The 25380-nt window shown below is 66.5% G+C and carries 29 protein-coding genes; 17 read left to right on the forward strand and 12 right to left on the reverse strand.

Annotated elements, in window-relative coordinates; genetic code table 11:
- The first annotated feature begins 85 nt into the window (after positions 1–85).
- Entirely contained in the window at positions 86–865 is a 780-nt protein-coding gene (locus RRU_RS05525) for a 3-hydroxybutyrate dehydrogenase (protein WP_011388812.1), read from the forward strand.
- A 9-nt stretch (positions 866–874) separates the two neighbouring features.
- The gene (locus RRU_RS05530) at positions 875–1330 is read left to right on the forward strand and encodes an acyl-CoA thioesterase (protein ID WP_011388813.1); all 456 of its coding nucleotides are present in this window, start codon (positions 875–877) and stop codon (positions 1328–1330) included.
- Between the two features lie 3 nt (positions 1331–1333).
- Here RRU_RS05530 and RRU_RS05535 read toward each other — a convergent pair whose 3' ends face one another.
- Entirely contained in the window at positions 1334–2317 is a 984-nt protein-coding gene (locus RRU_RS05535; protein WP_011388814.1) for an aldo/keto reductase, read from the reverse strand.
- A gap of 105 nt (positions 2318–2422) precedes the next feature.
- Between RRU_RS05535 and RRU_RS05540 the strand changes: the two genes are divergently transcribed.
- From RRU_RS05540 to RRU_RS05585, 10 genes are all read left to right on the forward strand, one after another.
- The gene (locus tag RRU_RS05540) at positions 2423–3358 is read left to right on the forward strand and encodes a LysR family transcriptional regulator (protein ID WP_011388815.1); all 936 of its coding nucleotides are present in this window, start codon (positions 2423–2425) and stop codon (positions 3356–3358) included.
- Between the two features lie 94 nt (positions 3359–3452).
- A complete protein-coding gene (locus tag RRU_RS05545; RefSeq protein ID WP_011388816.1) occupies positions 3453–3668 on the forward strand; it encodes a ribbon-helix-helix domain-containing protein in 216 nt (71 codons plus the stop codon).
- Positions 3662–4027 carry a type II toxin-antitoxin system VapC family toxin gene (locus RRU_RS05550; RefSeq protein WP_011388817.1) on the forward strand — a complete coding sequence of 122 codons (366 nt, stop codon included), beginning with the start codon at positions 3662–3664 and terminating at the stop codon, positions 4025–4027. Before RRU_RS05545 ends, RRU_RS05550 begins: the two co-directional genes overlap by 7 nt.
- 37 nt (positions 4028–4064) lie before the next feature.
- Complete coding sequence (locus RRU_RS05555) at positions 4065–4409, forward strand: LysR substrate-binding domain-containing protein (protein ID WP_011388818.1); 345 nt, start codon at positions 4065–4067, stop codon at positions 4407–4409.
- 174 nt (positions 4410–4583) lie between these two features.
- Positions 4584–4880: a type II toxin-antitoxin system RelE/ParE family toxin gene (locus RRU_RS05560; protein WP_011388819.1), complete on the forward strand. Its 297-nt coding sequence runs from the start codon at positions 4584–4586 to the stop codon at positions 4878–4880.
- 8 nt (positions 4881–4888) lie between these two features.
- Complete coding sequence (locus tag RRU_RS05565; protein WP_014626089.1) at positions 4889–5197, forward strand: HigA family addiction module antitoxin; 309 nt, start codon at positions 4889–4891, stop codon at positions 5195–5197.
- Between the two features lie 154 nt (positions 5198–5351).
- Positions 5352–6137 carry an ATP-binding cassette domain-containing protein gene (locus RRU_RS05570; protein WP_011388821.1) on the forward strand — a complete coding sequence of 262 codons (786 nt, stop codon included), beginning with the start codon at positions 5352–5354 and terminating at the stop codon, positions 6135–6137.
- Positions 6134–6835 (forward strand): GTP-binding protein, encoded by a 702-nt coding sequence (locus RRU_RS05575; RefSeq protein WP_011388822.1) that lies wholly within the window; start codon positions 6134–6136, stop codon positions 6833–6835. Before RRU_RS05570 ends, RRU_RS05575 begins: the two co-directional genes overlap by 4 nt.
- A 1-nt stretch (position 6836) precedes the next feature.
- Positions 6837–8018: a cysteine desulfurase family protein gene (locus RRU_RS05580; RefSeq protein ID WP_011388823.1), complete on the forward strand. Its 1182-nt coding sequence runs from the start codon at positions 6837–6839 to the stop codon at positions 8016–8018.
- 43 nt (positions 8019–8061) lie between these two features.
- Positions 8062–8787 (forward strand): (Fe-S)-binding protein, encoded by a 726-nt coding sequence (locus RRU_RS05585; protein WP_011388824.1) that lies wholly within the window; start codon positions 8062–8064, stop codon positions 8785–8787.
- A gap of 103 nt (positions 8788–8890) precedes the next feature.
- Here the strand turns inward: RRU_RS05585 and RRU_RS05590 are convergent, their stop codons facing one another.
- The 8 genes from RRU_RS05590 to efp form a co-directional block, all read right to left on the reverse strand.
- Complete coding sequence (locus RRU_RS05590) at positions 8891–9361, reverse strand: Hsp20 family protein (RefSeq protein ID WP_011388825.1); 471 nt, start codon at positions 9359–9361, stop codon at positions 8891–8893.
- 245 nt (positions 9362–9606) lie between these two features.
- Positions 9607–11649 carry an adenylate/guanylate cyclase domain-containing protein gene (locus RRU_RS05595; RefSeq protein WP_011388826.1) on the reverse strand — a complete coding sequence of 681 codons (2043 nt, stop codon included), beginning with the start codon at positions 11647–11649 and terminating at the stop codon, positions 9607–9609.
- 340 nt (positions 11650–11989) lie between these two features.
- Positions 11990–12208, reverse strand: a complete 219-nt coding sequence (gene rpmE / locus RRU_RS05600) for a 50S ribosomal protein L31 (protein WP_011388827.1) — start codon at positions 12206–12208, stop codon at positions 11990–11992.
- 110 nt (positions 12209–12318) lie between these two features.
- Complete coding sequence (locus RRU_RS05605; RefSeq protein ID WP_011388828.1) at positions 12319–13446, reverse strand: peptidoglycan -binding protein; 1128 nt, start codon at positions 13444–13446, stop codon at positions 12319–12321.
- 15 nt (positions 13447–13461) lie between these two features.
- Positions 13462–14688 (reverse strand): hypothetical protein, encoded by a 1227-nt coding sequence (locus tag RRU_RS05610; protein ID WP_042440088.1) that lies wholly within the window; start codon positions 14686–14688, stop codon positions 13462–13464.
- 253 nt (positions 14689–14941) lie between these two features.
- A complete protein-coding gene (locus RRU_RS05615; RefSeq protein ID WP_011388830.1) occupies positions 14942–16447 on the reverse strand; it encodes an OmpA family protein in 1506 nt (501 codons plus the stop codon).
- A gap of 110 nt (positions 16448–16557) precedes the next feature.
- Positions 16558–17349, reverse strand: a complete 792-nt coding sequence (locus RRU_RS05620) for an inositol monophosphatase family protein (protein ID WP_011388831.1) — start codon at positions 17347–17349, stop codon at positions 16558–16560.
- 141 nt (positions 17350–17490) lie between these two features.
- Positions 17491–18054 carry an elongation factor P gene (efp, locus tag RRU_RS05625; protein WP_011388832.1) on the reverse strand — a complete coding sequence of 188 codons (564 nt, stop codon included), beginning with the start codon at positions 18052–18054 and terminating at the stop codon, positions 17491–17493.
- Positions 18055–18159: 105 nt separating this feature from the next.
- Here efp and epmA point away from each other — a divergent pair, with 105 nt between their 5' ends.
- On the forward strand, positions 18160–19236 hold the full coding sequence (gene epmA / locus RRU_RS05630) for an EF-P lysine aminoacylase EpmA (RefSeq protein WP_011388833.1): 1077 nt from the start codon (positions 18160–18162) through the stop codon (positions 19234–19236).
- Between the two features lie 7 nt (positions 19237–19243).
- Here epmA and RRU_RS05635 read toward each other — a convergent pair whose 3' ends face one another.
- From RRU_RS05635 to RRU_RS05645, 3 genes are all read right to left on the reverse strand, one after another.
- Positions 19244–21070: a potassium/proton antiporter gene (locus RRU_RS05635; protein ID WP_014626092.1), complete on the reverse strand. Its 1827-nt coding sequence runs from the start codon at positions 21068–21070 to the stop codon at positions 19244–19246.
- 420 nt (positions 21071–21490) lie between these two features.
- On the reverse strand, positions 21491–22141 hold the full coding sequence (thiE, locus tag RRU_RS05640; RefSeq protein WP_011388835.1) for a thiamine phosphate synthase: 651 nt from the start codon (positions 22139–22141) through the stop codon (positions 21491–21493).
- A 56-nt stretch (positions 22142–22197) separates the two neighbouring features.
- Positions 22198–22647, reverse strand: a complete 450-nt coding sequence (locus RRU_RS05645; protein ID WP_014626093.1) for a hypothetical protein — start codon at positions 22645–22647, stop codon at positions 22198–22200.
- Between the two features lie 109 nt (positions 22648–22756).
- Between RRU_RS05645 and RRU_RS05650 the strand changes: the two genes are divergently transcribed.
- From RRU_RS05650 to RRU_RS05665, 4 genes are all read left to right on the forward strand, one after another.
- Entirely contained in the window at positions 22757–23017 is a 261-nt protein-coding gene (locus tag RRU_RS05650) for a hypothetical protein (RefSeq protein WP_011388837.1), read from the forward strand.
- A 75-nt stretch (positions 23018–23092) separates the two neighbouring features.
- On the forward strand, positions 23093–23446 hold the full coding sequence (locus RRU_RS05655) for a cell division protein ZapA (RefSeq protein ID WP_011388838.1): 354 nt from the start codon (positions 23093–23095) through the stop codon (positions 23444–23446).
- A 248-nt stretch (positions 23447–23694) separates the two neighbouring features.
- The gene (locus RRU_RS05660; RefSeq protein WP_011388839.1) at positions 23695–24447 is read left to right on the forward strand and encodes a 5-formyltetrahydrofolate cyclo-ligase; all 753 of its coding nucleotides are present in this window, start codon (positions 23695–23697) and stop codon (positions 24445–24447) included.
- Complete coding sequence (locus RRU_RS05665) at positions 24444–25262, forward strand: TIGR00282 family metallophosphoesterase (RefSeq protein WP_011388840.1); 819 nt, start codon at positions 24444–24446, stop codon at positions 25260–25262. Before RRU_RS05660 ends, RRU_RS05665 begins: the two co-directional genes overlap by 4 nt.
- The last annotated feature ends 118 nt before the right edge of the window (positions 25263–25380 follow it).

Here is a 25380-nt window from a genome sequence, read left to right on the forward strand (position 1 = left end):
CGCAAGGGTTACCCTACCTAAGGTGAGTCTAGTCGCCTTGCGGACAGCCGCAAGGAGCAATGGCTCATCATGGGAGAGGGGATCGATGAAAGGCAAATGCGCAGTGGTGACCGGGTCGACCAGCGGAATCGGCCTTGGCATCGCCCGGGCCCTGGCCGGGCAGGGCGTCGATATCGTGTTGAACGGCTTCGGGGCGCCCGAGGCGATCGAGGATATCCGCAAGGACATCGAGACCAGTTTTTCGGTGCGCGCCATCCATATCGACGCCGATCTGGCGCAGGGCGAGGCCTGCCGCGCTCTAATCGCTCAGGCGATCGCCGAAATGGGGCAGGTCGATATCCTGGTCAATAACGCCGGCATTCAGCATACCAGCGACATCGTCGATTTTCCGCCCGAGCGCTGGAATAGCGTCATCGCCATCAATCTTTCAGCGGTCTTCCATTGCACGGCGGCGGCCTTGCCGGGAATGCGCGAGCGCGATTGGGGGCGGGTGATCAATGTCGCCAGCGCCCATGGACTGGTGGCCAGCGTCGGCAAGGCCGCCTATGTGGCGGCCAAGCACGGGGTCCTTGGGCTGACCAAGGTCGCCGCCCTGGAAAACGCCACCCGCCACATCACCGTCAACGCCATCTGCCCGGGGTGGGTGCTGACGCCGCTGGTGCAGGCCCAGATCGACGCCCGCGCCGCCCGCGACGGCGTTACCGTCGAGCGGGCGACCGTCGATTTGCTCAGCGAAAAGCAGCCGACGCGGCGCTTCGTCACCCCCGAGCAGATCGGCGCCATGGCGGTTTATCTGTGTTCCGAGGCGGCCGATACGCTGACCGGCGTGCCGTTGTCGATCGATGGCGGCTGGACCGCGCAATAGGGGACCGGCATGCCCAAGCAGTCCATCGACCGGCGCGAGGCTTACCCGTTTTTTCTGCCCATCCAAATGCGCTGGGGCGACCTCGACCCGTTCCACCATGTGAATAATGTAACCTATTACCGCTATTTCGAGTTGATCGTCGTCACCTTCCTGGCCGAGCGCGCCGGGCTTGATCTTCTGGACTCGCCTTTGCGCACCTTCGCCGCCGAAACCCGCTGCCTGTTCACCAAGGCCCTTGATTTCGGGCGCTCCGGTCCGGCCGGATCGTTTCTTGACGGCGGTTTTTGTGTCGATCATCTGGGGCGGACCAGCGTCACCTATGGGCTGGCGCTGTTCGCTCCCGATGATAACGAAGCCGCCGCCCAGGGACACTGGACCCATGTTTTCGTCGACCGCGACACCGCCCGCCCCGTGCCGATTCCAGAAGCGGTGCGGGCGGTGTTCGCAGAGACGCGAAGACGGTAGTTTTTAGACGTCGAGGTTTTTCATGCCCTCTTCGGTATAGCGCATGCCCTGGGCGATGCCGGGGGGGAACAGGGCGTCGAGGATGGCGCGGTCGTCGGCCGAAAGGCGCAGGGCGGCCGCGCCGATATTCTCGCGCAGGCGTTCGGGGCTACGGGTGCCGAAAATCGGCACCAGGGGCTGGGGGCGCCCCAAAAGCCAAGCCAGGGCGACCTGGGCCGGCGTCGCGCCGCGGGCGCTGGCGAAATCGCCCAGGGCTTCGACCAGCGGCCGGTTGACCGCCCAGGCCTCGGCGCCAAAGCGCGGCATCGCCCGGCGAAAATCGCCCTCGACCAGGGTGGTCGGAGTGATCGCCCCGGTCAGGGCCGCCCGGCCCAGCGGGCTATAGGCGACAAAGGTGATACCCAATTCGGCGCAGGCTGCCAGCACCTCGGCCTCGGCATCGCGGGTCCACAGCGAATATTCGCTTTGCACGGCGGCGATCGGCAAAATCGCATGGGCGGCGCGCAGGGTTTGGGCCGACACCTCCGACAGGCCGACGGCGCGGATCTTGCCCTCGGCCTTCAATTCGGCCAAAGCCCCCAGGGTGTCTTCCAGCGGCGTTTGCGGGTTGCGGCGGTGGACGTAATAAAGATCGATGGTGTCGATGCCCAAGCGGCGCAACGAGGCCTCGCAGGCCGAGCGCACATAGGCCGGGCTGTTGTCGATGGTCCGCGCATAGGCCGCCGTTGGCCGGACAATGGCGAATTTCGTCGCCAGAACCACCTTGTCACGCCGCCCCTTGAGAAAGCCGCCCAGCAGCGTCTCATTGTGGCCGGCGCCATACATATCGGCCGTATCGAACAGGGTGATCCCCTGCTCCACGGCGGCCTCCAGGGTGGCCAGCGAGCGGGCGTCGTCGCTTGGGCCATAGAATTCCGACATGCCCATGCAGCCGAGGCCAAGGGCCGAGCAGCGCAGGCCGGAAGATCCGAGGGGAAGGGAATCCATAGCGTATTCTCCTGACATCGCGAAAGGCGGGGACGAGAGATAGCAGTCGGCCTATTGTTCGATAATCCACCCTGTTTGACGTGAACCGATGAAGGGAATTCACCTATGGAGCGGGCGGGTCTGGCCGATCTTGATGCTTTCGCCGCCGTCGCCCGCCTGGGCAGCTTCCGCAAGGCGGCGAAGGAACGCGGGGTATCGCCCTCGGCGCTGAGCCATTGCGTGCGACGCCTGGAAGATCGCCTGGGGGTGCGTCTGCTCAACCGCACCACCCGCAGTCTGGCCCCGACCGAGGCCGGCGAGCGCCTGCTTGATCGCCTGGGGCCGGCGTTGTCGTCGATCGAAGGCGCGCTGTCGGAGATCGACGGCTTCCGCGACCGTCCCTTCGGTCGCCTGCGCCTGAGCGTGCCGCGCTCGGCCGCGGCCTTCGCCTTGGCGCCCTTGGTCGCCCGCTTCACCCGGCTTTATCCCGAGGTCGATCTGGAGGTGGAGGCCGATGACGGGCTAGTCGATGTGGTGGCGGCGGGCTTCGATGCCGGGGTGCGCATCGGTGAAAACATCGCCCTGGATATGATCAGCCTGCCGCTTGGGCCGCCGCTGCGTCTGGTCATCGTCGGCGCGCCAAGCCTGCTTGCCGGAGCGCCGCCCTTGACCGATCCCGCCGATCTGCGGCGCTTTCCGACGATCGCCTTCCGCTTTCCCGAGGGCGTCTATCGCTGGGAGCTGGAAAAGGCCGGGCGGCGCGTCACCGTCGATCCGACCGGTCCGCTATGCGTCAACGACCATACGCTGCTGCTGGAAGCGGCGAGCGCCGGCGCCGGGCTGGCCTGCGTGCTGCGGCCGCGCGCCGCCGACTGGCTGGCCGATGGGCGGTTGCGGCCCGTTCTCGAAGACTGGTGCCCCGCCTTCCCGGGCCTGCGCCTTTACTACCCCAGCCGACGCATGACCGCTGCCCTGCGCGCCTTCATCGAAACCCTGCGCTTAGGGGCCACACACTCGCCGCCGAACACCGGGGCCCCGTGGGATGGGGGCGACGAGGAATAGGCGGAGTGCATCGGGTACCAACGCCGAGGCGGCCTTTTCTTTTTCAGCGCACCGCACCATTTGATATGCATATCACATATCAATGGAGGACGCAGTGAGAGCCCTTGTCGATATGAGCGATGCCCAGATCGAAGCCCTCGACACCCTTGCCAAGCGGGTGGGCCAGTCGCGTGCCGCGCTGATCAGGGCGGCGATAGACGATTATCTAGATCGTCATCACCGCGAACAGGTCGCGGACGGTTTCGGCCTTTGGGGCAAGCGCAAGGTCGATGGTCTGGCCTATCAGGAGAAGGCGCGCAGCGAATGGTAGGCGCGCTTTTCGATACCAATATCCTCATCGATCATCTGAACGCCCGCCCCGAGGCTAGCGAGGAAATCGAGCGATTTGAGAGTCGCGCCATCAGCATCATCACATGGATGGAGGTGATGGTGGGCGCGCGCGCCGATCTGATAGAGCCGACCCGGCTTTTTCTCGACGGCTTCAAAGTCATCGCATTGGACGACAAGATCGCCAAGCGCGCGGTGGACTTGCGGCGCGCCCATCGCATTAAACTGCCTGACGCGGTGATCTGGGCCACGGCGCAGACCACCGGACGCTTGCTTGTGACCCGCAACACCAAGGACTTTCCGCCCGACGATCCGGGGGTACGCGAACCCTACGCCTTGTAGCAATCACCCCCAGGCCGGACTTCTGGTTGAACGTGCAGTGATCGCCTTTCGCTTTCCCGAGGGCGTCTATCGCTGGGAGCTGGAAAAGGCCGGGCGGCGCGTCACCGTCGATCCGACCGGTCCGCTGTGCGTCAACGACCATACGCTGCTGGAAGCGGCGAGCGCCGGTGCCGGGCTGGCCTGCGTGCTGCGGCCGCGCGCCGCCGACTGGCTGGCCGATGGGCGGTTGCGGCCCGTTCTCGAAGACTGGTGCCCCGCCTTCCCGGGCCTGCGCCTTTACTACCCCAGCCGACGCATGACCGCCGCCCTGCGCGCCTTCATCGAAACCCTGCGCCTTGATCAAACCACGTTCAATGAGCCCCCTTTAGCGCGGAAACTTTGATCCAAAGCCAATAGGGTGGGGTGGCGATGGCGCGGAAGGGCGGGAACCGGTTTTTAGCCCGTCCCAATTGGGGAACCCGATGATCCTTCGCCGGCTTTGACGAAGAGCGATGGAAAAGACGGTGTGGAAAGTCCCATGGAGTGGTACATTGACTCGGTTGTTGGGGGGTAAGGCATGATCGTTGGATTTCGCGATGAATGGCTGCGGGCCTTTTTCGTGGAGGATATCCACTGCCGCAGTATTCCTGCCGATCTCGAAAGCCGATTGTTCCGAAAGCTCCAGATGATCGACGATGCGATGACCGATCAGGATTTGCGCGTGCCGCCCAGCAATCATTTCGAAAAACTACATGGCATCCTTGATGGCCTGTATTCGATTCGCGTCAACAAGCAATGGCGGCTGATCTTTCGATGGGACGGCGGTCGCGGCGAAGCGTCGGGCATTTATCTCGACGACCACGGTTATCGGTGAGGTGACAGATGATGATGACCAAGCGCAAGCCGGTGACGGTCGGGGAAATCCTGGTGGAAGAGTTCATGGGGCCGCTTGGCCTGACGCAGGCGGCGCTGGCCGAGGCGATGGGCGTTCAGCGCAAACATGTCAACGAGCTGTGCAATAATCGACGCACCGTCACGGCGGCGACCGCGCTTATTCTGGCCCGCGTATTTGGCAATAGCCCGGACTTCTGGCTGAACGCGCAGCGGCGGAACGACCTGTGGGAGGTTCTGCACAGTCCCAAGGACGTGGAGCGTATCGAGCGCGCCAAACCCTTGGCGCTGCGGGCTTAACCGGCTTTTTCATCGAACCGCGGCGCCTTTGGCAAGCCCTTGGCCCATCCCTGGATTCGTAAAAACTACTTTCTCTACCTATTAGGTCGTGTTAAAGACGGAAAACCGGATGGCGAGTAAGGCCAAGCCGATTTCCAGGGAGAGAAAGCGACCGATGATCGAGCGGATAACCATCCTCGGCGGGCAGGGGCGGGACGGGCGGGCCGACGCCGTGGCGCGGCTGGATCTGGCGATGGGCGATGTGGTCAGCATCGTCGGTCCCACCGGATCGGGCAAAACCACCCTGATCAACGATATCGAACTGTTCGCCAATGCCGATACGCCGACCGGGCGGCGGGTGCTGATCAATGGCGAGCGGGCGCCGACGGCCTATCGCGATGATCCGGCGCGCAATCCCATCGCCCTGATCACCCAGCACACCACCTTTTTGTCGGATCTGCCGGTCGATGTCTTCTTGCAGACCCACGCCCGCATCCGCAAGGCCGGCGGCGGCCGGGTCGATGATCTGGTGGCCGCCACCTTGGACTTCGCCAACCAGTTGACCGGCGAGCCGGTGGCGCCGGGCCTGCGCATGACCGAACTATCGGGCGGGCAGACCCGGGCCCTGCTGATCGCCGATGCGACGCTGATCTGCGATACGCCGATCGTTCTGCTTGACGAGGTCGAGAACGCCGGCATTCACCGCAGTCGGGCGCTGGAACTGCTGCGCCAACACCGCAAGATCTTCCTGTTCGTCACCCATGATCCGCGCATCGCCCTGTTGTCGGATTACCGCATCGTCATGCGCGGCGGTCGCATCGAAAGCGTGCTGGTCACCGACGATCACGAAAAGGCCCTGGCCCCCCAGGTCGCCCGCCTTGATGACATGCTGTCGCGGTTGCGCGACAGCATCCGCGGCGGCGAGCGGGTGTCCGTCACCGATCTGGGAGACGCCGCATGAAACTGGTCATCTGCGCCGGGCCGGCGACCACCGGCAAGACGGCGGTGCTCCGTCATGCCATCGGCAAGCTGATCGGTCGGGGGTTCAAGCCGGCCTTTCTCAAGATCGATGTGCAATACGCCGAGGAGGACGAACAGTTCGCCCGCGAATTCGCCATCCCCACCCGCAAGACCTATTCGGGCGATCTGTGCCCCGACCATTGCACGGTGATGGTGCTAGGCGAGGCCCTGGAGTGGGCGGGGCGTCAGGGAGCCGACGTTCTGCTGGTCGAGACCGCCGGGTTATGCCTGCGCTGCTCGCCCTATGTCGATGGCGGCCTTGGCGTCATCGTGCTCGAAGCGACCAGCGGCATGAACCTGCCGCTCAAGGTCGGGCCGATGCTGTCGCTGGCCGATGTCGCCGTCGTCACCAAGATCGACCGCATTTCCCAGGCCGAACGCGAGGTGTTCCGCGCCCGCATTCAGGATGTGGCGCCGGGGGTGCGCATCCGCGAGGCCAATGCCCTTCATGGCATCGGCATCGATCCTTTGGTCGATCAGATCCAGGCGACGCCCGATGTCGACGCCACCTTGTCCCTGCGCGGCAATCCGCCCGTGGGCACCTGCACGATCTGCGTCGGCAAGAAGGAGATCGGCTGGAAGGCCCATTTCGGCGTGGTGCGCTCGCTGGAGAACCAGACTTTCTATCGGGGGGAATGACATGTCCGTCGTCTATCTCGATCATAGTGCCACCACGCCGGCCGATCCCCGGGTGGTCGAGGCGATGATCCCCTTTCTCGGCGGGATCTATGGCAACCCCTCCAGCCTGCACACCGTCGGCCGCGAGGCGCGCGCCGCCGTGCTGACCGCGCGCGCCCAGGTCGCCGCCCTGATCGGCGCCCGGCCCGAGGACATCGTCTTCACCGCCAGCGGCACCGAGGCCGATAATCTGGCGATTTTGGGCAGCTATGAGGCCCGCGAAAGCCAGGACTTCGCCTTGGCGGTCTCGGCGATCGAGCATCCGGCGGTTCTGGCCCCGGCCCGGGCTGTGGAACGCCGGGGCGCGGCGCTCGAGATCGTGCCGGTTGACGGCCAGGGAACGGTCGATCCCGACCGTCTGGCCCTGGCCTTCGCCCGCCGCCCCGCTATCGCCCTGGTCTCGGTGATGGCGGCCAATAATGTGGTCGGCACCCTTCAGGCGCTGGAAGACCTGGGGCAGGTGGCCCACGAGAACGGCGCGCTGTTTCACACCGACGCCATCCAGGCGGCGGGCAAGGTGGCGATCGATGTTCGCACCCTGCCCGTCGACATGCTCTCGCTGTCGGCCCACAAGCTGCACGGGCCCAAGGGGGTGGGGGCGCTTTATCTGCGCCCGGGCGTCGCGCTCCATCCGATCATCCATGGCGGCGGCCAGGAACGCGGCTTGCGCTCGGCCACCGAAAATGTCGCGGCCATCGTCGGCTTTGGCAAGGCGGCCGAGATCGCCCTGGCCGAAGGCGCGGCCGAGGCCGATCGCCTGCGGGTCTTGCGCGATCACATCCTCGCCGAGGTCACCCGGCGCCTGCCCAACGCCTATCTGCTTGGCCATCCCAGCGAACGCTTGCCCGGCCACCTGTGCCTTGGCTTCGCCGGCCAGGAGGGCGAGGCCATCCGCCTGCTGATGGCCCTTGATCAGGAAGGCATCGCCGTATCGAGCGGCAGCGCCTGCAGCGCCCATCGGGTCGCCGAGCCCTCCTACGTTCTTCAGGCGATGGGGTTGGACGCCTTTCAGGCGCGCGGATCACTGCGCGTGACCCTGGGGCGCTTCACCACGGCGGCCGAGATCGAGCGCTTCCTTGAGGTTCTGCCCCGGGTCGTGGGCGAGCTGCGATCGATCTCCACCCGCCGCTTCGCCACTTCCTGACTCCCATCGACTGCTTTGATACGGCCGAGATAAGGACCGAACCATGACTTCTCTTCAGCCCCTGCGCGCCGAGGATCTGCCCGGCAAGAACTGCGGCGTTTGTGGATTTCGCACCTGCGCCGAATTGGCCGAACGCTCGGCCGGGCACCCCGATCTGATCAAGCGCTGCCTGCCGCTGAGCGCCGCCAGCCTCGAGGCCGAAGGCCCGGCGGTCGGTCGCCGGCCCGCCCAGCCGGTGTGCGGCGGCGCGTGTGGCGGCGCCGCGTCCAGCGTTGATCTGCTCACCGCCCGGCCCGAGACGGTCTGGCGTGATACCCTGGACCGCGAGTTCGATTTCTTTCTCGAGCATTTCCCCGAGGAGCCGGGCCCGCGCGAAATCATCCTGCCCCATAACCCCTTGCTGACCCGCGAGCTTGAGATCGAGGTCGGCGATATCCTGATCGGCCGCCCCCTTGGCATGTCCTGCGGCTGCCCGATCACCCATTGCGGGGTGGCGGTCGAGGTCGATAAGCGCACCGGGGTGATCGTCTGGTGCGTCACCGGTCCGCTTGGCGCCCGCGAGAAGGGTTTCAAGGATCTTGGTTATTACATCGCCGAAGGCTATGAGGGGCTGATCACCGAGACCCGGGTGCCGATCCGCATCGGCATGCGCTATTACTTCCAGCCCCGCCTGTGCATGCTGCAATGGCGCCATAGCGGGCTGGTCAATTACGTCAACCGTATCGGCGATACGCTGCAGGTGCGGGTCGAAGGCCTGTGGATCGGCTGAAAAAGCCCAAATAAAAAGGGATGCGGGTCCGTGACGAACCCGCATCCCCGACATCAAGGGATCGTTCTTGAGGCTTGGCCGCCTGTGGAGCGGCGCTTTCGCTTTAGGCCGCCTTGTTCTCGATCACCTTCGGGCTTTCGGCCTGGGTGCTGGCGATGGCGATCTTGCGCGGCTGCTTCTCCTCGGGCACTTCGCGCACGAGGTCGATATGCAGCAGGCCGTTCACCAGGGCCGCGCCGGTCACCTTGATGTGGTCGGCCAGCTCGAACTTGCGTTCAAAAGCCCGGCCGGCGATGCCGCGATGCAGGAACTGGCCAACTTCGGGCTCGGCGCCCTTATCCTGCTTGCCGGAAATCACCAGGGTGTTTTCCTGCACGACCACATCCAGATCGCTTTCGCCAAAGCCGGCCACGGCCATGGTGATGCGATAGGCGCTTTCGCCCGTCTTCTCGATGTTATAGGGGGGGTAGGCCACCGACTGATCGTCGAGGCGGGCCGCCGCATCAAGAAGCCGGCTGACATTGTCAAAGCCGATGGCGAAACGATGCAGGGGGGCAAGGTCGAATGTACGCATGATCATATCCTCCAATGAGCGACATGAGGGGCAACGCACCACGAGGGTCGCGTTAAAACCCCGACCGATCCACCGGGAGCGGACCTGTCCTTGATAGGCAACAGCCCGCTCAAGCGGCACCGTTCCCGGATGAACGCCCCAGAAGGGGCCGTTCACGAGTCTTATTTTGGAATCCCGCCCTGTCTTGTCAAGGGAGAAAAATCAAAGGGCGAGAGGGGGGCGGCCAAAGGCTATCGCCTTGAGGATCAAGGCGTTTCCTTGAAAGCGGCGGGTTCTTCGGCGGGGGGAGGGGGAGGGGGAGGGGGAGAGGGGGCGTCGGCGTCCCGCCAGACGGCCTCGAACAGCCTTTGCGGTTCGCCGATGCCCTTGAGCATGACCTGACCGCGATCGCGGAAGGTCAGATCCTTGCCCTGGGCGAGGTCGCGGACCACGCCCGAGCACAGCACCTCGCCGCCTTGGGCCTGGGCGCAGAGGCGGGCGGCCAGGGTGACCGACAGGCCGTGGTAGTCGTTCTCGTCGACCAAAGGCTCGCCGGCATTGATGCCGACGCGCAAATCAAGGCGCAGGTCGGGGGCGATGCGGTTGTGTTCGGCCAGGGCCTTTTGCACCTCGATCATCGCCTCGACCGCCTGGGAGACCACGGGGAAGGTGGCCATGATGCCATCACCCGTATGTTTGACCTCGCGGCCGTCGAAACGGCCCAGCGCGGCGCGGACGATGGCGTTATGAACGCGGGTGATCTCGTGACTGTGGCGGTCGCCGAAGCGGGCGTTGATATCGGTCGAGCCGACCATATCGGTAAAGACGATGGCCACCGTGCTCGCCGTCGCCGGCCGGGCGGCCTGGGGGGCGCGCCAGTCGGCCATCAACTGCGGCAGGGGGGCGAAGGGCTCCCCACCGCCCGCCAGCTTCATCCCCATGGCCTGGCGTCCGGCCTGGAGCATCTGCATGTAGCGCGGCTCCATCAGATATTCATCGAGCTTGTCGGAGAACATCAGGGCCAGGGCCGGGCGGGTGCCCATCACCCCAAGCATTTCGCGCAGCAGGGCGGGCTTGGCCGATCCGCTCAGATCGTTCCCCGCCACCAGCGTCTCGCAGGCGCCGGCCAGGAACAGATTGATGCCGAAGCGGTCATAAACATCGAGCTGGGGATGGCTGACCTTTAGCGCCGCCACCATCTCGCCCAGAAAACTCAGGGCGGTCAGCCGCAGGCGGTCCTGCTCGGGCGAGGAGGCGGGGGGCTCGGAGGCGATGTCTTCGGCCGCGAGGGTTTCGGCGGCCTTGGCCTGTTCGGCGGCTTTTTCCTCAGCCTCCTTCTCGGCGGCGGCTTTGTCCTCGGCCTCCTTCTCGGCGGCTTTGCGCGCTTCGGCCTCTTTCGCGCGCTTTTCCTTTTCGCGCGCCGCCATCTCGCGGGCGTCGTGCTCTTGGAAATCCTGGTTCTCGCGCCGGCGTCGCTCGGCCTCCTCCTCGGCGGCGCGGGCCTCGGCGGCTTTCTTCCGGGCCTTGCGCGACTGGGCCGCGGGGATCTTTTGCTCGGGCTCGGTTGGCGGCGGCGGAACCGGGATCGGCCCCATATCCTCCATCAAGGCGACCGGATCGATGCTCGACAGCGCCTCTTCGCTCGTTGCGGCCTTGGGCGGCGGGGCAAGGTGGGCGCCGGGCGCCATATCGGGGCGCTGGCCGATCGCCTCCTCGATCGGCTTGGTCTTCTTCGGCCGCGACAGGATTTCGGCGTAAGGGATCAGCTTGCGGCCGATCACCAGAAAACTCACCGTGAACAGGAACAGGAAAACCCCGACCATCACCCCGCGCATATTGCCGCTGGCCGGCCCGCCGCCGGTGGTCAGGCTCAGGGCCGACAGCAGCGAGGGGGCCAACCAACCGCCGATGCCCGCCAGGATCAGGCTGGCCGTCACCACCAGAATCATGCGGGCCATCAGGTCGCTGAGCGAGGTGGCGGGGGCTTTGCCCTTGGCCTTCGCCTTCTCGCCCCGGGAGCTGACCCACGAGTCGGGACCGCCGCCGGCGGCGTGCGGTCCGGCCCGGCGCATCGCGCGCTCGCGCAGTTCCCGGGCCTTGGGGCTGATGTAAACGACCTGTTCCTCGGCCATGCCGCTTTGCGGATTGAACAGCTCGCGCACCACCTTGGTCGGCAGATTAAGCTCGGCTTCCAAGCGCTTGGCTTCGTCGATCGCCTCCTGGCGCTCGCTGCTGACGTAGCGCTGCTGCAGCGACCAATCGCCGCGCAGCTCCATCAGGTAAACCTCGTAGTGGGTCATAGAGGCCATGGCGACAGGATCTTCTCCGGAGGGCGGCGCGCCGGGGCGCTGACCGTCTTTTGGCTGTGTCGCCCCAGAGTAAAGCCGTCTTCGCCACGAAGGCCACTGAAAACGCCAGGAGGGCGCCTTCGGAGTGGCGAGCCGACAAGAAAGGAGCGGTTTTCTAGGCCATTTCCGCCCTAATCCATTGAATATGAATCAAATTATCCGCATCAAAGGGGTCGCGTTCGGCGCGGTTTGATCTGGCCCCTTGGGTCGTGCTGCCGGCGACGACCTCAAACGCAAAAACGGCAACCCCATGGGGGTCGCCGTTTTTTGACGGGATCCGAATCCCGAAGACTGCCGGGTCTTACTTCTTCAGGCCGAAACCGGCGAACTTCTTGTTGAACTTGGCAAGCTGCCCACCGCTGTCGATCAGGCGGTGCACACCGGTCCAAGCCGGATGGGACTTCGGATCGATGTCAAGACGCAGGCTCTCGCCCTTGTAGGTGGAGCGAGTAACGAACTCGCTGCCATCGGTCATCACGACGGTGATGTCGTGATAGTCCGGGTGAATGTCTTTCTTCATCGCCTAAGTCTCCCGCGAAACGAGCGGCCCTTATACAGAAGCCCCGGGGGGGGCGCAAGGCAAATACCGCCCGGCGCGCCGATCGGCGGTCTTCGATTGCTTGGGCGCCGTCAGCGCTGATCAAGTTTCAATTCGATCCGGCGATTGCGGGCCAAGGCCTCGTCGCTCTGTCCGGGATCGATCGGCTGATATTCGCCGAAGCCGGCGGCGGCCAAACGCTCGGGCGGCACGCCGCGCTCGATCAGGAAATTCACCACCGAAATCGCCCGCGCCGCCGAAAGCTGCCAGTTGGATTGGAAGGCGGCGGTGTTGATCGGCCGGCGATCGGTGTGACCATCGACGCGCAAGATCCAATCGACATCGCCCGGGATGCGGGCGGCGATCGCCATCAAGGTGGTGGCGAGGCTGGCCAGGGTATCCTGGCCGGCGGGCTGAAGCTGGCTGGAGCCGCTGGGGAACAGCACCTCGGACTGGAAGACGAAGCGGTCGCCGACGATGCGCACATCCTCGCGCGCCCCCAGAACCTCGCGCAGACGGCCGAAGAACTCCGAGCGGTAGCGCTGAAGCTCCTGGACCTTTTCGGCCAGGGCGGCATTGAGCCGGGTGCCGAGATCGGCGATCACCACCTTTTGCTCGGCCGAGCGGGCCTCGCTGGCGTCAAGGGCCTGCTGGATGGCGCCAAGCTGGGCCTGAAGCTGTTCAAGCTGGGCGTTGAGCAGGGCGGCGTGGGCGCGGGCCTCTTCGGACAGCGTCCGTTCCGCGGCGATCTGCCCCTCTTTTTCGCCCAACTGGCCGCCCAACCGGGCGACCTCGGCCTCCAACTCGGCGCGCAGGGCCTTCAGCGCCGCCACGTCTTGTTCAAGCTTGGCCACCCCGGCCAATTGATCGCGCAGGCGGCTGTTTTCAAATTTGGTGTCATCGACCTCGCGCACCTGGGCGGCCAGGGATTCGGCGCGGGCATTGGCATCGCGCAACTGGCCCGAAAGCTGCGACAGCGACAGCCGCATCTCCTCGTTGCCCTGGCGTTCCAGCGAAAGCATGTCGGCCATATCGGAAAGCTGACGGCCCAGGCGGTCAAGGGCGGCGTCCCGCCCCGACAGCGCCTGCCCGAGAAAGAACTGGGCGAGGACGAAGACCATCAGCACGAACATGACGATGATCAGCAGCGTCGACAGCACGTCGACGAATCCCGGCCAGATATCGAAAACCCTCTGGCGTCTGCGCGATAATCCGGCCATCGGCGGGCGCCTTGCTCAGCGCTCGCCGCGCGGCGGCGGCATGGACGGGCCGCCACCACCACCCAGGCCCGAGGTCCCGGGGGCGGCGGTGGCGGCGATGGTGCGGGCGAGCATCTTGATCTCGGCGCGCAGTTCCTTCAGCAGTTGTTCGCGCCCCTGAACCATCTGATTGGCCATATAGGTCACCGCCGCGTCCATGTTGCGGACATGGCCGGCCACCCCCGACAGCGGATCCTCGGCGGCGGCGGGCTTGGCGCCCGAGGCCAGCGACTCGGAAAGCTGGGCGAGCACCGGCCGCAGATCGGCCTGGGTCTCGGCGAGCTTGAGCAGCACCGCCTGTTCGGTGCGCATCTGATCGGTCAGCGTCGCCATGGTTTCGGCCATGTCGCGAATCTGGACATTGGTGGCCATGGCGTTTTCTTCGCCGCGCACGATGGTGCGCTGAAGGTCGTCCAGGCTGTCGGCGGTTTTTTCAAGAAGCGCCTGAATATAGCCCGGCACCGATTGTTCGCCCTCGCCCAACGATCCTCCCGTGCCCAGGCGGGTCTGCTTGGAAAGCCAGTCTTCCAAGCCGTTGTAAAAGGCGTTTTGGGCCTGTCCGGCCTGCAGGTCGAGAAAACCCAGCACCAGGGAGCTGGCAAGGCCGAACAGCGACGAGGAAAAGGCCGTGCCCATGCCGCCCAGCGGCGCTTCCAGACCCGATTTGAGGTCGGCGAAGACCCGGGTCATATCGTCGCTGCTGATGGTCAGGGTGGTGATGACATTGGCGATGGCCCCCACCGTGCCCAACAGGCCCCAGAAGGTGCCCAGAAGGCCGAGAAACACCATCAGCCCGATGAAATAGCGCGAGGTCTCGCGGTTTTCGTCAAGGCGGGCGGCGATGCCATCGAGCAGCGAGCGCGCCGCCGGGGCCGAGAGCGTCAGGCGACCGCGCTCGCGGCCGCGCTCCTTGTGTTCGGCCAGCATGGTCGCCATCGGGGCGAGCAGGCGCGGCATTTCAGCCGAGGAAACCGAGGCCTTGCCCTGGCTGAAGGCGGTGATCCAGCGAACCTCGGGTTCCAGGCTGGTGACATGGCGGAAATTAAGGATGACGCCGATCAGCCCGACGCCCAGAATCAGGCTGTTGAGCGCCGGATTGGCCATGAAGAAGCGGGCCATCGACGGGCCGAGAACGGCCGCCACCGCTCCCACGGCGACGAGGAACAAGGCCATGCGGAGCAGGAAGCGGCGCGGTCGTCTCATCGTGGCGTCCGGTTGATGGAGGGCGGGGCGGGGTGGGACAGGGGACGGCGGGAGGGAAGGGCCCCCCGGAGACAGGGGGCTCCGGCGGCGATCCCACCCCATGATCTTGGGCTTTTTTCAGGAAATGGCACGGGCGACAGGGGCGTGAAAGACCCACACCCACAGCGGGGATGTCGGGATTCTTCCATCATTTTCAAGTCCCGCCGTCCCGCTTGGCCATGATCGCGACAGTGCCTTTTTCAAAGGGAGGGGCTTAAGGGGTAACCCGGATATCCACCCGGTCGGCGGTGCCGCCCCCCTGGTCGCCCATCGCCCGCACCTCGATGCTGGGGCTGCGCACGCCTTTGTCCATCAAATAGGCGCGAACGTTCAACGCCCGGGTCAGCGACAGGCGCTTGGCCCGATTGGCTCCCCCCGAGGCGTCGGCGGTGGCATAGGCTTGAAGCACCACCCGGCGGGTCGGATCGTCGGTCAGCGAGCGGACGACGGCGTCAAGCTCGCCGGCCGCGCTGGCGGGAAGATCGGCGGTGCCGCTGGCGAAGCGGATGGCCATGCCGCCATCGGCCTGGGCCGGCGCCGTGCGGGCGGCAAGCTGCTGGGGCGGCGGTGCGGCGGGGCTGGCGGCCGGGGCCGCCGCCTGGGGGGCGGGCTTGACCGCCGGCGTCGGCGGTGCGGCCTGGGGCGCGGTCTGGGCAGCCGGGGCACTGGCGGCGCGCGGGGGCGCCGCCGGGGCCGGTTCTTCGGTGCGAATGGGAACGCCGCCGGTGCTCAAGGCGATGCGTTGGCTGGTGGCGGGGGGCTTGCTCGGCGCCACCGCGACCGTGCTGGGAACCTCGTCCGTCGGACCGACCAGAGAAACCGGAGCGCTTGGCCGGACGATCTGCGAGGGCGAAACCAGGGTGACGCGTTCCTTGGTCGGCTGGGGCGGCGGTTTCACCACCGGCTCGGCCTTCGCCATCACGGGTTCGGCCGGCTTCGCCACCACCGGCTCGGCGGGCTTCGCCACCACCGGTTCGGCGGGCTTCGCCATCACGGGTTCGGCCGGCTTCGCCACGACCGGTTCAACCGGCTTCACCGCCACCGGCTCGGCCGGCTTCGCCATGACCGGTTCAACGGGCTTCGCCATCACCGGCTCGGCCGGCTTGGCCACGACGGGCTCGGCGGCCTTCCGCGGAGCGACGGCGACCGGCTGGGGGGCGGGAACGGGTTCGACCGGCGAGGGTGGTGGCGGGGCCGGGCGGGGGGACGGCGCGCTCCGCGTCAGTCCTTCCGACGGCGGCAGGTCTTCGCCACGCTTGCTGACGGCGACCGGGCGGACGGCCGCGGGCTTTTCGGCTTTCTGCGGACGGGCGGCGGCGGGTTTGGCGGTCGCGGGCTTGGCCTGAACGGCCTTTTGCGGCGCGGCCTTGCGCGGGGGCGGCGCGACGCTATGGCCGCCGCTGCGCCCGGGAAGGAAGGCCTGGGAAACCGGGGCGTCGCCCCCTTCGGCGCCCTGCGCGCCCTGTGGCCCCCGCGAGGTCGGATAATGGCCGTCGGGCATCTTCAGGCCGTCTTTGCCGATCTGATCGAGGGCGCCCATGTTCACGGTCACGCCGTGGGGCATCGACAGATCGTTCAGATAGGCATAGGGGTCGGAGGGACTGGATGTTCCGGCATAGACGAAGGACTGGGCGTTCGCCACCGATGTCGCCGCGCCAAAGAGCAGGGCGAGAGCGGTCAGAACGGCCGGGCGCGGAATTTTGCGGGCCTCGTGATGCACGGGAAACCTCCCAGGGAGTTGCCGCCCGACGGGGCGGCGATCAGCCACCGCCCGAGTCGGATTTGCCCGTACTATATCACGGTGGTCCGAGCGGGCAACCCGTGGGGCGCTTACTCTTCGGCCAGTAATTCGCCTAGAAGGGGATGCATCAGCGGATTGGCAGCCAGCAGGCTGCCCTGGCGCAGGGGGTCGGGCTTGCCGTCCAGGGTGGTGACATAGCCGCCGGCTTCCTTGACCAGCAAGATCCCGGCGGCGCAATCCCAGGGATGAAGGCCTTCTTCCCAATAGCCATCGACGCGGCCGGCGGCGACATAGGCGAGATCGAGCGAGGCGGCGCCGATGCGCCGCACGCCCGAGGTCTTGGCCATGACCTTGGCGAGCTGGCCAAGGAAGCGGGCGTGGCCGCCCTTGCCCTGAAAGGGAATGCCGGTGGCAAACAGGCTCTCGGCCAGATCGCGGCGCCCCGAAACGCGCAGGCGGCGGTCGTTGACGAAAGCGCCATTGCCCTTTTCGGCGGTGTAAAGCTCGTCGAGGATCGGGTTGTAGATCACCCCGGCGACGATCTCGCCCTTTTCCTCAAGGGCGACGGAAATGGCGAAATGGGGAATGCCGTGCAGGAAATTGGTGGTGCCGTCCAGGGGATCGACGATCCAGCGCCGGCTGGTATCGGCCCCGTCCTCGGCGCCGCTTTCCTCCATCAGGAAGGAATAGGCCGGGCGGGCCTTGCGCAACTCGGCCTTCAGGATCTTTTCGGCCTTGAGGTCGGCGTTGCTGACGAAATCGCTTGGCCCCTTGCGCGAGACCTGGAGGTTTTCCAGCTCGCCGAAGTCGCGGACCAGTCCCTTTGCCGCCTTTTTAACGGCGATGAGCATCACGTTCATGAGGGCGGAACGAATGGCCATGGCGGGGTCCTTAGCTATCGGGGGCTGTCAGGCGCGAAAAAGGGGCGCGAAACGGTCACGCGCCGCAAAGGGCGCAAAAAGGAAAGAACCGGCCAACGCGCGTCGGCGCGGCCGGTCTTCGGTGGTCGCGAACGGGCGGCGTTACTTCGCGCGTTCGATATAGCTGCAATCGACGGTGCTGACCACGATCCGGGTACCGGCTTCGATAAACGGCGGGATCATGACCTTCATGCCGTTTTCCAGCAGGCCGGGCTTGTAGGAGGACGAGGCGGTCTGCCCCTTCACCACCGCATCGGCTTCAACCACCTGCAAGATCACCTGACTGGGCAGGTTGACCGAAACGGGCGATCCTTCGATGCAATCGACGGTGACCTCCATGCTTTCCTGAAGGAAGCCGGCCTGTTCACCCAGGGCGTCGGCGGCCATCGAGAACTGCTCGAAGGTTTCCTTGTCCATGAAGGTGTAGCCCGTATCGTCCTTGAACAGATACTGGCAGTCGATTTCACGGACTTCGAGGCGTTCCACCGTATCGGCGGTCCGCCAGCGTTCGTTGGTTTTGTTGCCGCTGTCGACATCGCGCATCTCGACCGCGATAAAGGCGCCACCCTTACCTGGCTGGATGAGCTGGATCTTCAAGACGGTCCAGCGCTTACCCTGGTGTTCCAGCACCTGGCCAGGCCGGATCTGGTTGGCTTGCATTTTCATGTGGGGATAGTCCCGAACAAATCTCTTGCGTTTCGGAAGGGGCGGACCCTATCAGGCTTCCCCTCAGGGCGCAACTGGCCTTCCAGCCCTTTCAGGAGTCCCCCGATGCCCCCGATCTCCCCCCCGTGGTTCCACCCCGACTCCCATGCGCGGCGACGGCCTTTTCTGCTGGCCCGGGCCCGGGCGGCGGCGGCGATCCGCGCCTTTCTTGGCGAAAGCGGCTGCATCGAGGTCGATACCCCGGCGCTGCAGATCAGCCCCGGCCTGGAACCCCATCTGCGCGCCTTCGCCACCACCTTGGAAAAGCCCTTCGATCAGGGGCGGGCGACGCTGCGGCTTCATACCTCGCCCGAATTCGCCATGAAGAAGATCCTGGCCGCCGGCGAGACGGCGATCTTCCAACTGGCCCATGTCTTTCGCAACGGCGAGCGCGGCCCGACCCATCATCCCGAGTTCACCATGCTTGAATGGTATCGCAGCGCGATGAGCTATGAGGCGCTGATGGCCGAGACCGAGGATCTGGTGCGCGCCGTCGCCCGGGCGACCGGCGCCGAGCGTTTGGTGTGGGGCGACGCGGCGGCCGATCCCTTCGGTCCCTGGGAACGCCTGAGCGTGGCGCAAGCCCTGGAGCGGTATGCCGGCATCGATCTGCTTGGCGCCCTTGATGCCGGGGTGGCGATCAGCGGCAACGCGCTGGAGCCCGACGCCGGCGCCCTGGCCGAGGCCGCCCGGGCGATCGGCATCGCCTGTTCGCCAAACGACCGCTTCGAAGACGTGTTCTTCCGCATCGTCCTTGACCGGGTCGAGCACCGCCTGGGCCACGAGCGTCCTTGTATCCTTTACGATTATCCGGCCTGCATGGCCGCCCTGTCGCGGCGCAAGGACGACGATCCCCGGCTGGCCGAGCGCTTCGAGGTTTATGTCGGCGGCCTGGAACTGGCCAACGCCTTTGGCGAGTTGACCGACGCCGCCGAGCAGCGCGCCCGCTTCACCCATGACATGGACGTCAAGGAGGCGCTCTATGGCGAGCGCTATCCGATCGACGGCGACTTCCTCGAGGCCCTCGACCAGGGCTTGGCGCCGTGCAGCGGCATCGCCCTGGGCTTCGACCGGCTGGTCATGCTGTGCACCGGGGCCGACGCCATCGACGATGTCCTCTGGGCGCCGGTCGCCGATCCCTGAACCCCGGTCAGCTGTTTTTGGCGGCGAAGCGGCGGCGGGCGGCGCGCCAGTCGCGGACGCTGCCGATGATGTCGCGGGCGTTGTGGAACATCGGCACCCGGCGCGGCCGGCCCTCGCCCGGATCAAGCGACAGGCCGATGGTGCGGATGACATCGGTGCTGTTGTCCATCTCGCGCACGATGATCTCGATCGGCGGCAAGACCACGCGATCGCCGCGCGCCGGGGCGCCGCCCAGGCGCTGGGTCAGCCATTCGCCGACGGCGGTATCCTGGGCGCCCTCGGGAACCTTGATGCCGTAAAGGGTGGCGAGTTCGCCCATGGTACGGCTGGCATCAAGGGAGAAATCGCCGAAATAGGCCTCGTCGGCCGGACTGAGCGCCGTCGGGCGGGCGAACAGCCGGTCGAGCAGGGCCCCATGGCGGGGCGCCGAGAAGATATAGACATGGTCGCCGGGCTGGGGCCGGCCGGAATCGAGCACCTTCATCGACCGGCCGTCGCGCACCACCAGCGACGGACGGGCCCAGCGCGGAATGCGCTCGCCCTCGGCCACCGGGCTGCCCTTGGCGATGCGGTAGACCAGCAGTTCATGGTCGCCGCCATAGGGCAGTTGCAATTCGACCTTATCAACCGGCCCCAACCGGGGCGGCACCACCAGCCCCAGCCAGCGCGCCATCGGCCGGATGGTCCAGCCCTGGAGCAACAGCGAGGTGACGACGACGATGAAGGCGGCGTTGAACATCTCCTGGGCGTGTTCAAGTCCGGCGGCGATCGGCAAGATGGCCAGCAGGATCGACACCGCGCCGCGCAGGCCGACCCAGGCGACGAAGGCGGTTTCGTTGCGATCATAGCCAAAGGGCAGCAGGCAGAGCCAGACGGCCACCGGCCGGGCGACGAAGACCAGGAACAAGCCGATCAGCACCGAGGGCAGGGCGACGTCGATAAAGGTCGACGGGCTGGCGAACAGGCCAAGGGTCAGGAACATCGTCATCTGGGCCAGCCAGGTGAGCGCCTCCTGGAAGCGGCGCAGGGCCGGGCCGCCGCGCATCTTGCGATTGCCCATGACCATGCCCGCGACATAGATGGCCAGGAAGCCGCTGCCGTCGACCATCGAGACGGCGGCGAACAGGAACAGGGCGAGCGCCAGCCCGAGAATGGGGTAAAGCGCCGGTTCCAGGCGCAGGCGGTTGATGCCCACCACCAGAAGATGGCCGCCGATCCAGCCGCAGAGCAGTCCCAGCCCCATCTGGCGCACGAAGGCGAGCCCCAGGCCCCACGACAGGGCCTCGCCGGAAAAGCCCCCCGCCGAGGCCAGTTCAACCAGGGTGATCGTCAGAAAGATCGCCATCGGGTCGTTGGTGCTCGATTCGACCTCGAGGGTGGCGCGCACCCGGTCGCGGATCAAGATGCCGCCGACGCGCAGCAAAAAGAAGACGGCCGCCGCGTCGGTCGATCCGACGACCGCCCCCATCAACGCCGATTCCTCCCAACTGAGGCCGAGCAGGGAGTGGCTGGGAATGGCGACCAGCGCCGTGGTCAGCGCCACGCCGAGGGTGGCGAGCACGATGGAGGGGGCGGCGGCCAGCCGAAAGGTTTGGAGTCGGGTGGAAAAGCCGCTGTCAAACAAGATGACGGCCAAAGCCAGCGAGCCGATGAAATAGGCGGTGCCACTATCGTTGAAGACGATGCCGCCGATGCCATCCTGGCCGGCCAACAGGCCGACGCCGAGGAACACCAGCAGCAGCGGCGCTCCCACGCGAAAGGAAATCAGGCTGGTGACCACCGAAATCCCGATGAGCCCGGCGCCGATCAGAATGGCCAGGAACATCGTGTCCATTTCCATACGTCCTCCACGGAAGTCGCGGGCGGCGAGTCGGCCTTAAGGGCGGCGCCCACGGCGTGCCACCACCCGAAAGGGCGTCGTCGTCTCAAAAGTCGAGTCTGCGGGGTCGTCCTAAAGGTCGGTTGACCTTGTCCCGGCGTCGGTGACCGCCGACGCGAGGATATAAAGAAAGTATAAAGTCACAGATCGGGGCTCGGGTTCAAGGCCTTCCCGGCCAAGGGCGGCGTTCCGTCGTCGTTCTTGCCCGATCCCCGTGTATGGCTGGTATTTCAGGCGAAACAATGGCCCGGAAAGGCGCCTTTTCAGGGCTTTTCCGGGCCATTCATGGCAAAGCGGGCAAAGACTTGCGCTGCGGGCGAATCCGAGGGCGAGGCGAAGCCGATCGCGACGACGCTTTGATTCACCACCGGTCTGTTAGTCCGGCTGGGCGTAGACCTCGGCGATGACGCGGACGAAGGCGCGGACGGCGGCCTCCGGGCCCTCGGCGTGGCCCCAGACGCCATTGCACACGGCCAAAAAATCCGTGCCGGTTTCCACCAGGGGCGCGCAGTTTTCCACGGTGATGCCGCCGATGGCCACCGAGGGAACGATCATCATCTCGCTCCACCAGCGCAGGATCTCGGGATCGGCCTGGGTCGGCGGTTCCTTGGTGGTGGAGGGGAAGAAGGCGCCGAAGGCCACGTAATCGGCCCCGGCTTCGCCGGCGATCATCGCCAGATGGCGGCTGTCGTGGCAGGTGACGCCGACGATGGCGTCGGCGCCGACGATGGCGCGGGCCTGGGCGTAAGACGCGTCGGTTTGGCCGACGTGAACGCCGTCGCAGCCGGTTTCCTTGGCGAGGTCGGGTCGGTCGTTGAGCAGCAGCGCCACATCGGCGCCATGGCAGACCGGACGGATCGCCGCGACGGCCCGGCGGATGGCGTCGTCGCTTTCGTCCTTCATGCGCAGCTGCAGGCAGGCGACATCCCCGGCGGCCAGGGTCCGCTTCAAGGTCTCGGCGAAGGCGGCCCAGTCGTCCAGGCGTGGCGGGGTGATCAGATAAAGGCGGCAAGCGGGATCGGACACGGGGCGGATTCCAAAAAGGTCTGGCCGAAAGGCGGTTAAGGGAGCCTCACCATGCGTCAGCCGGGCCCGTCTGGCAACAGCAGCCGCAGGCAGGCGGCTTCGGCATCGGCAAGGGGGCCAAGATCAAGGGCCGGGGGGCGGTGAAACAGCACCCGTCGCCCAAGCTGGTCGGCCAGGGCCGCCAGCCGGGGCCGCGCCGCCGGCGCCAGCTCGGGGGCGACGATATCAAGGCCAAGGGCCAGGGCCGCCTGGGCCCAACCGGCCCGGCCGCCGCAATCGACCAGGGTGAGCAGGGCGGGCGGAAGGCAGAGGCCGGCGGATAAGGCGGCCAGCCAGCCCGGGCCCAGGCGGTCGATCGATCCGGCGGGGGTGACGGCGACCAAAGGGCGGGCGGCGGCGATCACCGCGGCGGCGGCGGCGCGGAGATGGCCCCGGGTTGTGATCTCCACCCAGGGGGTGGGCGAGGGGGCGTTGGGCGGATCGGGGAAGGGGGGCTTTGACATCATCCGCCATCGGGGAAGTTCCGCAACGCAGTTGTCAAGAGCGGCGACATTGACGACTCGGCCTTTTCTCGTCATAGTCTAAGGCATTGTTGCAGGAAGAGCGGGTACGGCCTTGAAAGACATCGCGATCTATAAGCTCGCGCGCATCGAACAGGCAGTCGACAGGCTGGCCCGGGCGGTCGAGCGCCTGGAAGAGGCGGCTGTCTCCAAGGCCGAGGCTTCGGCGATCGATGCCGAGGCCGAGCACGCCCTGCGGCTGGACCTTGAGGGATTGCGCAGCGATTACGAGAACCTGCGGACGGTGTCGCGCACCGTATCGGGGCGGCTGGACTCGGCGATCGACCGGGTGCGCGGCGTTCTGGAAAGCAGCTAGACGGGGCGCCGATCCGCCCGCTCGGTCTTTCCCGACCGTTTGAAGCCCGACCGTTTGAAGAAGGCGCCCCAGCCCATGGCCACCGTTTCCGTCACCATCAATGGAAAGACCTACCGCATCGCCTGCGATGACGGCCAGGAAGCCCATCTTGGCCGTCTAGGAAAATATATCGATCAGCGCTGCAAGCAACTGATCGGCTCGGTCGGCCACATCAACGAGGGGCTGTTGCTGGTGATGGTCTCGCTGCTGGTCGCCGACGAACTCTCCGATGTCAGCGGCGAATTGGCCGAATTGCGCAGCGCGCTTGGCATCGACGGCGGCGAAGACGGCCCAAGCCCGCGCGAACGCGCCGAGGAGCGGGTGGCCGCCGCCATTGAAACCGTCGCCCGCCGCGTCGAAGGCATTGCCGAAACCCTTGAAGCGCCCTAAGTTAGGTCTGCGGGCGCTGTCCTGCGCGTGAGGCAGCACACTCCCGGGGGCTATTCGTATATGAGGGGGGCTGTCCCTGTCCGGACCGTGGTCCGGGTACATGGCTCCCACGTAGTGCCCGCGGCCCAAGTGGAGGTCGTTCGACCCACGGCCGGTATGGCCCCGCACCTTTCCCCGTTCCCATCCCGGCCGATCCTGGCCGGGGGGCGGGGAAAAGTTGTAAGTGCGTCCCGCCCGAAAGGTTCTCCATGGTGCCCCCGACCGATCCCTTCCCGGACAGCGAGCCGGAAGGTACCGACCCGCCGTCTTCCGGGGGCGCCTCCGCCCCGTCCTCGCCCCCCTCCTTCGCCACCGTCAAGGCCGGCTTGCGGGCCCAGGCGCGGCGGACGCGCAAGGGGTTGGCCGATGCCGCCGGCGCCGCTGGCGACAAGGCTCCCGGCGCTCCGCTTTCGCGGGCCACGCCGGCCGGCGCCGCCGCCTTTCACGGCGCGGCCGATCTGCTGTCGCGGCTGACCACTCCCCACGAGACGATTATCGCCGGTTACTGGCCGATGGCGGGCGAGCTTGATCCGCGGCCGCTGATGGCCGCCCTTCATGCCCATGGTTGCCGGCTCGCCCTGCCGGTGGTCGTCGGCCCGGCCTCGGCCCTGGCCTTTCGCGCCTGGGCGCCGGGCGAACCGGTGGACCAGGGCGCCCTCGGCACCTTCCAGCCGCTGAGCCTCGCCCCACTGGTCACCCCCAGCTGGCTGCTGGTGCCGTTGCTGGCTTTTGACGACGCCGGCCATCGTCTGGGGCAGGGCGGCGGGTTTTATGATCGCACCCTGGCCGGCCTGGGCGCCGCCGGTTCGCCGGTGGTGGCCATCGGCGTCGCCTATGCCGCCCAACAGGTCGAGGCCTTGCCCGTCGAACCCCACGACCGTCCCCTTGACGGGGTAATCACCGAAGCCGGCGTCCGCTGGTTTGGCGAGTGGCCGAGGCCCGATATGGAGCGGAAGCGATGAACATCCTTTATTGTGGCGATGTCGTCGGCCGTTCGGGGCGAACGGCGCTGCTCGACGCGCTGCCCGGCCTGAAAAAGGATCTGGCCCTGGATCTGGTGGTGGTCTGCGGGGAAAACTCCGCCCACGGCTTTGGCATTTCGACCAAGATCTGCGACGAGTTCCTGGCGGCGGGTATCGATGTGGTCACCACCGGCAATCACGTGTGGGACCAGCGCGAGATCCTGCCCTATCTCGATCGCCAGCACCGGCTGATCCGCCCGGCCAATTTCCCCCCCGGCACCCCCGGCGTCGGTCATGTCGTCGTCGATCTGGCGCGCGGCCGCAAGGCGCTGGTCATCCAGGTGATGGGCCGTTTGTTCATGGATCCGCTTGATTGCCCCTTCCGCGCCGTCGACGAGGTGCTGACGCGCTATCGCCTGGGGGCGACGGTGCAGGCGGTGATCGTCGATATCCACGCCGAGGCGACCAGCGAAAAGATGGCGATGGGCCACCATTGCGACGGCCGGGTCTCGCTGGTGGTCGGCAGCCATTCCCATGTGCCGACCGCCGATGCCCGGGTGCTCAAGGGCGGCAGCGGGTATATGAGCGATGCCGGCATGTGCGGCGATTATCAATCGGTGATCGGCATGGTTCCCGGCCCGGCCGTCCATCGCTTCACCCGCAAGACGCCCACCGATCGCCTGACGCCGGCCGATGGTCCGGGCACGGTTTGCGGGGTTTTCGTCCAGACCGATGATCGCAGCGGTTTGGCCCTGCGCTGCGAGCCGGTCCGCCTGGGCGGCGATCTCGCCCCGGCGATGCCGATCGCGCGCTAGAATCTTGATATCGAAGCAAATCATCGTCGCACTCGGGGCCGGAGCGCCCGGGATTTTCTCCCGGCCGGCCCGCTAAGGCCCAGCCCCGGCAGGGGAACCCCTTGTGGCGGGGTTCCTT

Origin of the sequence: Rhodospirillum rubrum ATCC 11170, assembly GCF_000013085.1 — a bacterium.
In the GTDB taxonomy this organism is placed as follows: Bacteria; Pseudomonadota; Alphaproteobacteria; order Rhodospirillales; family Rhodospirillaceae; genus Rhodospirillum; species Rhodospirillum rubrum.